We start from the raw sequence: 11089 nt of genomic DNA, 5'->3' as shown, positions 1-11089 counted from the left end.
TACTTCCCTTATCTTCCCTGACTCATTATTTCCTGCACGTTTTCGCTGGCATCCAAAATTATTACGGCAAATAGAGCTCTTTACTACCGGTTCTTTTAATGGCCGCTAAAACCTTTCGCTCGCCGTTTTTAAGAATCTCGGTCATCGCCTTACCTGCACCGGCGGCGTCGCGCACGGTCAGAGCACGAAGCAGTTTTTCATTCAGGCGTAGCGAGCTTGCCGCCGCATCATCCAGTGAATAGAAGAACTCGGTAAAGAACATATAAACCGGCTGAAAGGACTTAAAGATGAGCTGCGTGATTCTGTTCCCCGAAAGCAAGATGATGCGATGATGGAACAGATAGTCAGCTTCAACAAGTTTTTCAACACTTGCTGCATTCTCTCTCTTCCGTCGTAGAATGTCGGTCAGATACTCGATGTCACTGTCCTGAATATGACGCGCCGCATCAGCGGCCGCCTGGCTTTCGGTCTGCAATCGAAACTGCATCAGCGATTTCATCGTCTCTGCATCAATCGTGCGACGGATGCGCAACACCTGAACAAGCGTCTCTATCGAACCTTCGTGAACAAAATCGACAACGTAGGTTCCGCTCTGCGGCTGCGTGATTACAAAACCCGATTGTATGAGCCGCGAGATCGCTTCTCGCACGGCGAACCGACTGGCATTGTATTTCTCAACAAGATCTCGTTCAGAGGGCAGCCTCGAATGAACGGGGTAAACACCAAGCACGATGTCATTACGCATCCCTTCAAAGATGCGATCCGCTAAAGTCATAGAATAGGGAACGAAAGTCCGATTTCCGGGCAACTGAAAAAGTTGACAGGCCCGATCAGGCGCGCAAAAATTGGTATAACCAGTTACAATAACAGGCAAACAGGGGGAGTTTATGAAAATTACGGCAATTGAACTGTATCATGTTTCCATACCGCTCAAGGAAACGTTCTGGCCGACGTGGATTCCAGGATATCCGCAGACGCACAACAGGTTTACTCTGATCAAGATCGTGACCGACGAAGGCATTGAGGGCTATTCCGCCGGAGCTGCGATGGGAACGGAGCGCGAAGGCCTGGGTGATCTTCTGGGCGGCTATCTGCTCGGATCAGATCCGACCGACATCGACCGCGTGCAGGCCCTTCTCAAGCAGGCCGGCATCCTCGGATGGCGCAACTTCTGGATTGAGCCCGCCTGCTGGGATATCATCGGCAAGAAAGAAGGTAAGCCCGTCTACGAGCTGCTCGGCGGAAAGGCACGGCCGATCGAGGTCTACTGCTCGACGGGAGAAATGCATCCCGCTGAAAAGCGGGCCGAAGAGATCCTGCGTATCAAAGAGATGGGCTACCGCACGGCGAAGCTTCGCGTAAAGAATCACGAACTCAAAGACGACATCGCTCTGATCGAGACGATTCGCAAACGCGTCGGAGATTTCTCTCTCGGCGTAGACGCCAATCAGGGATGGCTTGTCAGCATCGTCGATAAAGTGCCGGCTTGGGATCTTGATAGAGCGAAACGATTCAGTGACGCCTGCTACGATAACGCCATTCAATGGCTTGAAGAGCCGCTTGATTCGCGCGATTACGATGGCAATGCCGCTTTAAAGAAATATTCGCGTGTTAAGATCTCTGGCGCCGAGCTGAACTACGGATGGGATGAGATCAAGATCATGTTCGAGAAGGATTGCTTTGATATCTATCAACCCGACGCCATGTTCGCCGGCGGCATCGCTCAGGTGAAGCAGGTCATCGACGCCTGCCATAAACACGATCGCCTGTACACTCCGCATACCTGGACAAACGGCATCGGCTTCTATGTAAACTGGAACATGGTGCTCTCTGACCCCGAAAACATGCTTCCACTCGAATATCCGTTTGAACCGCCGTCCTGGATTCCACAGTATCGCGATGGTATCATTGCGCCGATTCTGCCCGAAAATGGTTACCTGAAGCCGTTCACACAGCCAGGGCTTGGCTTCACCATCGACCAGAGGATGCTGCGAAAATACGGGAAGCGATTCTTCAAGATAACGGAGTCCGGTCTTAAGTGGAAGGTGATTAAAGAGAAGGGTTTAAAAACGGCCCTTGAAATCAAGAAGCGCAAAGAAGCCGCGAATTGATGTGTCGACCGTACCGTAAGGCGTCAGACGCCTTACGGCAATAACGGCACGGATACCTCTGTTGAGATAGCCGGATATCACTTCGAAAGCGCGGCAACCTCTGCGAGAGCGTGACGCAACGTCGCATCGAGCTCTGAGATATCGTATTCCTGACCGGCCTTTATTAAAGCTTCGAGTTTTGAGGCGGCCTCAAACAGATCCGTCGCCGCAAGGTTTCCGGCCACGCCTTTAAGTGTGTGCACGAATTCTGTGAGTTCGTTCTGTCGACCGGGTTCGCTGAGGCGGCGCATCGTATCGGACGCTCCGGCATACTGCTCGGCAAAAAGGTGAAGCAGAGAAACCAACGCCTTTCGATTACCTCCCAGCCTCTGAAGAGCTCTGTCGAGATGAAACCCAGATAGCTCAATATCTGGATGGGCCTCGCTTTCGCCCGATTCGGAAAACGACTCTGCATGCAGCACACGTTCAAGAATGGATCGGATCTCGGCCATATCAAAGGGCTTCATGACCACGGCATTCATGCCGGCATCGAGGCATTCCTGTCTCTCTTCTTCGTTTGCTGTCGCAGTAATGGCGATGACCGGTAGCCGATCGGCCGTATGTTCTTTTCGCAATCGTCGCGTCGCCTCAAGGCCGTCCATCAGTGGCATGCGCAGATCCATAAAGACCGCTTCATACCTTTTACCGCTCTCTTCAACGAGAGCGATGGCCTCAAGACCGTTTGTCGCCGTATCGACAAAGAGTCCCATGTCACAGAGCAGCTCGTCAAGAATCTGACGGTTGATCTCGTTATCCTCGACGATCAGCACATGCCTCCCTTGAAGCGTCCGCCCGGTCGGAGCCTCAACGGTTTTGATTCCCTCGGCGAGTGGGAACCTTACAGTAAATCGAAACAGGCTTCCCTGCCCGGTGTTACTCACCAGCTCGATATCTGACTCCATAAGCTGAACCAGCCGGCGGCTGATGGCAAGACCGAGTCCCGTGCCACCGTAACGACGGGTGGTCGAGCTATCGGCCTGACTGAATGATTGAAAGAGCTTCTTCTGTTCTTCGGGTGAGATACCGATACCCGTATCACTGACGCTGAACTCAATCGTGGCCGTTTGATCGTTACGGTCTTTGCAGCGTGCATGAAGATGAACGCCTCCTCTCTCTGTGAACTTAATAGCGTTACCGACAAGGTTATTCAGCACCTGACCGAGCCTGAGCGGATCGCCAACTAAAACGGAAGGAATGTCGCCATCTACGTCGACGACAAACCTCAGGCCCTTCTGTTCGGCGGTGAGCGAAAACATATCTCTTACGCCGTTCAGTACCGATTGCATTCGGAATTCGATCGATTCAAGTTCAACATAGCCGCCCTCGATCTTCGAATAATCAAGGATGTCGTTAAGAATATTAAGAAGGCCCTTCGATGCTCCGACGATCTTGCGTATGTAGTCGGATTGCCTCGCATCAAGCTGTGTTCGATTCAGAAGCTCCGAAAGCCCGATTATAGCGTTCATCGGCGTTCGAATCTCGTGACTCATATTGGCAAGGAACTGACTTTTGGCAAGGTTAGCCGCAGCGGCCGCTATCTGCGCCTTCTTTACTTCGGTGATATCAGTGACAAGCACATAGAAGCCGATCACCTTTTCTCCGTCCCAATCCGGAATATAGCTGGCCAGCGAATAGCGAATATCCGATCCGTCGGGCAGAGGGATCTCACGCTCGAAGGTTTGCAGTTCTCCGCGCATGGCCGCTTCGATATAAGGGCGGTTCATCTCGAAAAGCCGCTCGCCAATCACCTCTTTTATATGTCTGCCTTTCATCTGCTCGGGCGTGATGCCAAACCAATCGCTGTATGCGTGGTTGCCGAATCGATTATGCAATCGTTTATCCCAGTAGCCGACCATGGACGGAATGGCGTTGAGAATGGCAGAGAGATCGTGCTCTCGAATCCGTACCAGTTTCTCCATGCGACGCCGATCGGCCAGATGACGCATCTGTCTGCACTGATAGAAAAGCAGCAGCGATGAAGAAAGCAGAACAAGCAAAGCATAAACAACGGCAAGAACGCCCGTATTCCTGGACCAGGCGGCATAGATGGCGGGCAGGTCCCGGCTGACGGCAACGGCCATCGGCCGATCAATAGCCGAGAATACGGGAAAAACGGACTGCTGCGCCATCATGCGTTCTTCGCCCGTAACAAAAACGGTTCCGGTCATTACCGAAGTCTTCAGGCCCGATTCACGGTGCCTTGTAAAGAATGATCCTGGCACATCGATGTTCTTCCCGCTTAACTCCGGCCGATCGGGAAGCGTCAGAAAGATGATTCCTTCGCCATGAGCGATCGAACTCCACATATCCTCTGTTAAAAGAACCGAATGCAACTGAGTCTTAAAGAAATCGGGATCGAGCGTCGCCGAAACGATGCCGTCAAAATTGCCGTTCGCATCGAACACCGGTTTTGTAACGTTCATGGAGTAGATACCCGTGATCGTGCGAAACGGACGCGACAGATACAGTTGATCGATCTTTTTATCGCGAGGTGTCTGGAAATATTCGCGATAGACAAAATTCTGATGCTCAAGCTCCTTTCGATTCGTCGCTATAACGTTCCCGAATCTATCGAGAGCAAAGATCGTTCGAATGCCTGGAATCGCCGCTGCAAGAGCCTCCATGCGCTTTCGCGCTCGATATCGATCCTCGACCGTACGCCACTGTGGAAAATCTGCGCGCAGGTTATCAAGGGTCTGCGAGCTTGCTTCAAGGTTCTGTGCAATATTTGCATCGAGTATATGAACGAGAGCTTTCAACCGCTCCTGTTCCTGACGCTCAATCACGCCTCGCTGCCAGACAGAGAATGCAAGAATACCGACACCGATAATGGAAAGCGCAATTATCAGGATCGTCCACTGCGGCAGGAATTCAACTCTTGCTTCCGGAGTCCCCCTTAAAGCTTTGACGAATTGTCGGAACAGTCTGCGCAAAGACCTCATCTTTCAACACTGTAAACTACTGGCGAACATCTTCAAGCCTTTTCCGTTTTCCTAAAATCTCACTTTCCGCGAGAGCGCCTCTTTGCTTCACTGTCCTCTGATGGACAGCAGAGATCCGAAACACATCCATACCTTTGGCGAGCTGAAAGATGCCGGCTATGTCTACAGGCCGATTCGTAAAGAACTGGCCGAGAATCTCGCCGCCGGCCTTCGAAACAGAGAAAACGTCTTTCCCGAGATCCACGGCTACGAAGACACCGTTCTGCCGCAGCTCTATCATGCCATACTTGCCGGCCATAATATCGCCCTGCTTGGCGAAAAAGGCCAGGCGAAGTCACGGTTGATGCGACATCTGGCCGATCTGCTTGATGCAGCCTTCCCCGTCATCGCCGGAACGGAGATCCCCGAAAGCCCGTTCAAGCCGATTACGGCTAAGGGTCGGGCACTGCTTGCCGCTCACGGCGACGATCTGCCCATTCGCTGGCTGACGCGAGAAGAGCGTTACGGAGAACGCCTTGCTCCGGGTTCGCGCATCGCAGATATCATCGGCGATCTGGATCCATCGAAAATCATCGAAGGCCGTTCTATGGGATCTGAAGAGGCCCTGCATTATGGATTGCTTCCGCGCATGAATCACGGCATCTTCGCGATAAACGAGCTTCCCGACCTCGACTATCTCGTGCAGGTGGCGATGTTTAACGTTCTTGAAGAAGAGGATATTCAGATTCGCGGCCTCCCGCTGCGCCTGCCGCTTGACGTCTTCGTCTGCTTTACGGCAAATCCGGCCGAATACACGCGATCGGGTAAGATCATTACGCAGCTCAAAGACCGGATCGGAGCCGAGATCCGCACGCATTATCCGAAGACGAGAGGTGTTGGGTTAACGATCACAAAGCAGGAGATCAGTCGCTTCACCGACTCACCCGAAGTCGTCATGCCCGAATTCATCGAGCAGATCATCGAAGAGATCACCATACAGGCAAGGCGTCATCCTCTGGTGAATCAGAAATCGGGCGTCTCTGCCCGCCTCTCGGTTGCAAACTATGAGACGGCCCTTGCCTCGGCTCGACGGCGCGCTCTAATGGCCGGCGAGGATCGGGCCATCGTGCGCCTCACCGATCTGGGCACGCTTTTCGCTTCGAGTGCGGGCAAGATCGAGCTTGATCCGTATCGCGACGAAGCCGTCACCGAGTATCAGATCGTAATGAAGCTCATCGATCTCGCCATCAAAGAGGTCTTCGAAGAATTCTTTCCCGAAGAAAAATACGCGAAACAATTCGACGAGATCACGAAACAGGTCTATCAGGCCGAACGCATCGAGATCGCCGATACGATGCCCGCTGCGAGCTACAGGGAGCTTTTGAAGCTGCTGCCCGGTTGCTTCGATCTGCTGCGCGATCAGAAGTGGGATGTCGATGCGCAGCTCAGCGCCGCCGGTATCGAGTTCATACTCGAAGGCCTGACCACGAAAGAGAAGATCAGTCGCAGAAGACTTGGCGAGATCAGCAGCTTTAAATCTGTGGATCTGTACTGATCGAAGTCCGACTTCGATCCATCACGCATGGACGATCGCCTTTCCATACCTCCCGTTCTCTTTCTGCTCGGCAAAGGCGGAGTGGGACGCACGACGTCGGCGGCGGCGATCGGCTATGATCGCGCCGTGCGCTGCGGCGAGAGGGTGCTGCTTGTGCAGTGGGCGCTTCGCGATATGATCTCGCCTCTCTTTAATCTCGAACAGGGAGGCCATAAACACAGACAGCTGCTGCCCGGCCTCAGCGTCATGAACTATGACGCCGACGAGGCCATGAAGGAGTACTTCGTCGAGCATCTGAATATGGGGCTTTTCTATAAGTTCGTGCTTGAGAACCAACAGGTTCAAAAGCTCATCCATGCCGCTCCCGGTCTCGAAGAGCTTTTCTTTCTCGGTCGCCTCTTCTGGCTGGTGGAACTCGCCGAAGTAGAACGCGGATACCGCTTCGATCGCATCATCATCGATTCGCCGGCCACAGGACATGGCTCGGCCCTGTTTGGAGTGGCGGCGACGATCTCACGCTTTAAGCTGAGCGGGCCTCTCGTTTCTGAAACGGCGCGCGTGGCGCAGATGCTTGAAGACCCCGCGAAAGTCGGCACGGCCATCGTGACGTTACCCGAAGAGCTGCCCGTCGAAGAGACGCTTGAGATGATTCCCGTCCTTGAAAAGGATCTCGGACGTCCTCCGCTTTTTATTCTGCTCAATCGCAGCCTCTCTCCTCTTTTAGCGGATGGTCTTGCCTCGTCCTCTGAACTATCGTCGACACTCTCGCAGCGGATCCACGCTCTCGCAGGTAGCGAAAGCCGGATAACCATCGACGCCCTGCACGGCGACCTCGCCCGTCGTCTCGAATACGAGCGACGCCTTCGCACGGCGGTCAGCATTCCCGTTATCTCATTGCCCGATCGCATGATCGTCGCTCCCGAAGAAACGGGTCTGGAACGTATTCAGGCCCTTACCGGCACTCTTGCGGCGGTGCATGCATGAAAACCCGTCTTCATATATTTCTGGGGGCCGGCGGCGTCGGCAAGACGACGCTTTCGGCATCGTTAGCCATACACCTGGCCTTTCAGGGCCGCCGCGTCGGGCTGCTTTCCATTGATCCGGCGAAGCGTTTGAAGACGGCGCTGGGCGCCGATCACATCGACGAATCGGGGCAGATCTTCTGGAAAAGTGAGACGGGCGACGGAGAGTTGCGAGCGGCCGTTCTTTCGTTACCCGACAGCCTGCGCCGCTGGATTCGCGACGAAGGGCTTGAAGGAGATCATGAGCAGAGGCTTTTCGAGCATCCGCTATTTCAAACGGTGGCCGAGAAGATCGCCTCTGCCACCGAGACGCTCGCTCCGATACGCATGGCGGAGTGGATCGAGCAATTTCCCGATACCGACGATCTGATCATCGATACAGCTCCAGGCCTTCACGCCGTGGACTTTCTGATCCGGCCGGAGCGTCTGCTCGCATTTTTTGATAGCAAGATCCTTGAATGGCTGAAATGGTTCGCCGGAGGCGACGAGGCTAACGCCGGCTTTATGCAGCGTATCTTCAGAAGCGGAGCGAAAAGTATCCTTCAGGCGCTTGGCAAGGTCGGCGGCGAAAACATCCTTCTCTCTCTTGGCGAATTGCTGCTCATGATGGATCGTGTGATGTTTCGTATGGTCGACCGGCTCGAAGAGGCGCGTCGATGGATTAGAGATCCGGCAACGGACGTCGTGCTTGTCTGCTCGCCTCGCGACGATGCCGTCTCTGTCGCCGCCGAGCTTGCGCGCATCCTCGCGGATAACGACATGAAGGATTCGCGCATCGTCCTCAATCGAAGCATTTCTGAGGCGTTTTTTGCCGATGAGCAGGTGCGCTCGCTCTTCGCGAAGACGAACTTCCCGGCCACCGATTTCGACGCACTTTTCTGCCAGTATCTGCAATCGGCCTCGACGATACGCGAAAGCGTCATGAAGCGTCTTGGCGAAAATACCGTAACGGAGCTGCCGGTGCTCGCCGGATTGGAACAGGCCGGTGAATTGCGTCTTGAAGAGCTGGATCGTCTGGGCAGCCGCCTGCGTCGCTGAGCAAAGAGGCCGACACGGGCTATCGACTCTGGTTTCAGGTCGGTCTTTAAGTGAACGTTTGCGACAGTCGCTGCATGAATTCACCGCGCGCAGATAGGATCTCGCTTTTCACAACCGTGCGCTTCTTTGAAAAGATCTCATGCATCTGCCGACGCTCCATCGCCGTGAAGCATCTGTATAACTCTACGAGAGTCTCTTTCTTCATCGAGTGCAGAATGATATAGATCTTCGTCTGCGGCGTCGTGCCGCCCTCGGGCTTCTGCCAGTACCAGCGGCGCAGAAGATCGGTGGCTTCGATGGGGCGAGCGATGACTAACTCATCGAGCATCTCTCCGCTCATGTCGGCGGCGGCTCGCTTTGTGTCGGCCTCTTCGGCCGCTCTTCGCGCCGCCTGCTCTCTCGATTCAGGGGCAAAGAGTTTTGGAGTGCTTCGCGGCGGCTGTGCAGAAGTCTGCGACGGAATACTCTGTCGTTCCGGAGATCTGGTCTTTTCCGATGGCCTTGCGTCAGCCGGGCCAGTTGCAGAAGCGGATCTCTCAATACCGGCGCCCTCTGAAAAGGCCGGACTGTTGACCTTCTTCGTCTGAGACGGCTCTGCGACCGAAGGCGGCATCCAGGCCTTCACCACGCGGCCCGGCTTCACATCCGTCGTTATCTCGGGCTCGAGCGGAGCCGCTTTTTCCGCTGACGGTCGCTTCTCTTGCTTTCGCTCACCGGGATTTGCGGGAAAATCAGCCTTCTTGAATTCACGCTGCGGCTTCCATTCCTTCATCGTATTCAGAGTATCGAGCGGATGTCTGAAAATCCAGCACTTTTCAGGACGCTAAACGCAGGACAGCCTTGTTTCACCACTAAGGACGCTAAGGGCGAGGAGGAAGAGTGGATGAGAAAGTTTTTGGATCGTTGGTCCGGTTTCACTCTTCTGTCCGTTGAAATGATCTCTCCGTAGCGGGAGTTAGTAGCTCAATCATAGAATTGTTGTCCACGAAAATCACGAAAGACACGAACATCGAATACAGAGCTTCGAGGAGCTCTTTAAAACCCTATCCAGGAATCCCACTATAAAATAAGGGAAAGATACGTCAGCAGATGATTTCCTTCGCGGTTTTCGTGTATTTCGTGGACAGACGGATTTCAACTAAAACTACAAACCTTTTTTACCACAGAGGGCGCTGAAGGCACAGAGGAAGGGCGGAGGAGAGAGTTATTGGGTGGTCGGAGTCCGGTTTCACTCTCCTGTCAGTTGAATTGACCTCACGGCTTTAGGAGTCCGCAGCTTAATCAAAGAGTGATTGACCGCAAAAAACGCGAAAGGCGCGAACCTCAAATATAGAGTTTCACCGATCTTCCGAAGACCTTATCCAATCAGTCCCAGAAAGAAAAGGTAAAAGACACGTTAGCCTGGGATTTCTTTCGCGCTTTTCGTGCATTTCGTGGACAAACGGATTTCAATCAAAGGCACAAACTTTTTTTTTACCACAGAGGACGCTGAGGGCACGGAGGAGGAGTGGAGGGTATCGGGGTGGTCGGAGTCCGGTTTCACTCTTCTGTCAGTTGAACTGACCTCTATGTGGGAGGCGTTTACAGATCAATCAAAGAGTTAGTGTCCACGAAAATCACGAAAGACGCGAACCTCGAAAACAGAGGTCCGGGTGTCTTTCCAAAAACCTTTTCCAATGGGCCCAGATCGAAAAGAGATAAGGCACCTTGCCCTCGGTTTTCTTTCGCGCTTTTCGTGTATTTCGTGGACCCGGAATACTCTTTCCTTTGACAGAAAATAAAAGCTTGCGTTTATTGCATGCAATGAAGAACATTGAACGCCTTTACATCGCCACACTTTCGCTTCTTATCGTGCATCAGATCGACGCAGCCTACTGGAAGGAATGGGAGCTTTTCTTGCTGCCCGGTGGCATTCAGCTGTTCGATATCCTGAATCTTGCCATCATCCCTTTTCTCGTTTTCGGCTTTAGAATGGTCCTTTTGCGAGCACCTAACGGGCGTCGCTGGTCTTTGATTACTGGAGGGCTCGGTATTCTGACCCTGCTCATACATACCGGATTCTATATCGCCGGCAACGATCGCTTCACTCTTCCGGTATCGGCGCTGATCGTCGTCGCCTGCGGGTTAAGCGGCATTGCCCAGGTTGCACTGACTCTGAAACGGGGATGATCTTGTTCGTGGCCTCTGCCATTGCCCGCTCCTTCTGCTCCAACTATCGTGTTCAGTTTTTTACCACAGAGGGCACGGAGGACACGGAGGGAGTGCGGAAGGAGAAAGGTATGGGGTGGTTAGCCGGGTTCAATCTTCTCTCAGTTGTAACCTCTCTGTTACGAGAGTTTACAACTGAAAAAAAGAGTTAGTGTCCACGAAAGGGACGAAAGACACGAACCTCGAATAGAGGGC

At 53.4% G+C, this 11089-nt stretch carries 8 protein-coding genes; 5 read left to right on the top strand and 3 right to left on the bottom strand.

Annotated elements, in window-relative coordinates:
* Positions 1 to 61: 61 nt before the first annotated feature.
* Positions 62 to 775 carry a FadR/GntR family transcriptional regulator gene (locus tag LEPIL_RS06040; protein ID WP_002770946.1) on the bottom strand — a complete coding sequence of 238 codons (714 nt, stop codon included), beginning with the start codon at positions 773 to 775 and terminating at the stop codon, positions 62 to 64.
* 112 nt (positions 776 to 887) lie between these two features.
* Between LEPIL_RS06040 and LEPIL_RS06035 the strand changes: the two genes are divergently transcribed.
* Entirely contained in the window at positions 888 to 2111 is a 1224-nt protein-coding gene (locus LEPIL_RS06035) for a mandelate racemase/muconate lactonizing enzyme family protein (protein WP_002770943.1), read from the top strand.
* 77 nt (positions 2112 to 2188) lie between these two features.
* Here LEPIL_RS06035 and LEPIL_RS21730 read toward each other — a convergent pair whose 3' ends face one another.
* Positions 2189 to 5083, bottom strand: coding sequence for an ATP-binding protein (locus tag LEPIL_RS21730; protein WP_052608182.1), 2895 nt, complete (start codon positions 5081 to 5083; stop codon positions 2189 to 2191).
* Between the two features lie 109 nt (positions 5084 to 5192).
* Between LEPIL_RS21730 and LEPIL_RS06025 the strand changes: the two genes are divergently transcribed.
* The 3 genes from LEPIL_RS06025 to LEPIL_RS06015 are packed head-to-tail and all read left to right on the top strand — an operon-like array spanning position 5193 to position 8686.
* Positions 5193 to 6626 (top strand): magnesium chelatase ATPase subunit I, encoded by a 1434-nt coding sequence (locus tag LEPIL_RS06025; RefSeq protein WP_040918354.1) that lies wholly within the window; start codon positions 5193 to 5195, stop codon positions 6624 to 6626.
* A gap of 27 nt (positions 6627 to 6653) precedes the next feature.
* Positions 6654 to 7610 (top strand): ArsA-related P-loop ATPase, encoded by a 957-nt coding sequence (locus LEPIL_RS06020; RefSeq protein ID WP_002770937.1) that lies wholly within the window; start codon positions 6654 to 6656, stop codon positions 7608 to 7610.
* A complete protein-coding gene (locus tag LEPIL_RS06015; RefSeq protein ID WP_002770934.1) occupies positions 7607 to 8686 on the top strand; it encodes an ArsA family ATPase in 1080 nt (359 codons plus the stop codon). Before LEPIL_RS06020 ends, LEPIL_RS06015 begins: the two co-directional genes overlap by 4 nt.
* 46 nt (positions 8687 to 8732) lie before the next feature.
* Here the strand turns inward: LEPIL_RS06015 and LEPIL_RS06010 are convergent, their stop codons facing one another.
* Positions 8733 to 9458, bottom strand: coding sequence for a hypothetical protein (locus LEPIL_RS06010; RefSeq protein WP_002770933.1), 726 nt, complete (start codon positions 9456 to 9458; stop codon positions 8733 to 8735).
* 1031 nt (positions 9459 to 10489) lie between these two features.
* On the opposite strand from LEPIL_RS06010, the gene LEPIL_RS06000 reads away from it, so the two are divergent.
* The gene (locus LEPIL_RS06000) at positions 10490 to 10855 is read left to right on the top strand and encodes a DUF6713 family protein (protein WP_002770931.1); all 366 of its coding nucleotides are present in this window, start codon (positions 10490 to 10492) and stop codon (positions 10853 to 10855) included.
* Positions 10856 to 11089: the final 234 nt, after the last annotated feature.

Origin of the sequence: Leptonema illini DSM 21528, assembly GCF_000243335.1 — a bacterium.
Lineage (GTDB): Bacteria > Spirochaetota > Leptospiria > Leptospirales > Leptonemataceae > Leptonema > Leptonema illini.
The sequence above is the reverse complement of the archived record's forward strand: the minus strand, read 5'-3'. Positions and strand labels throughout refer to the sequence as shown.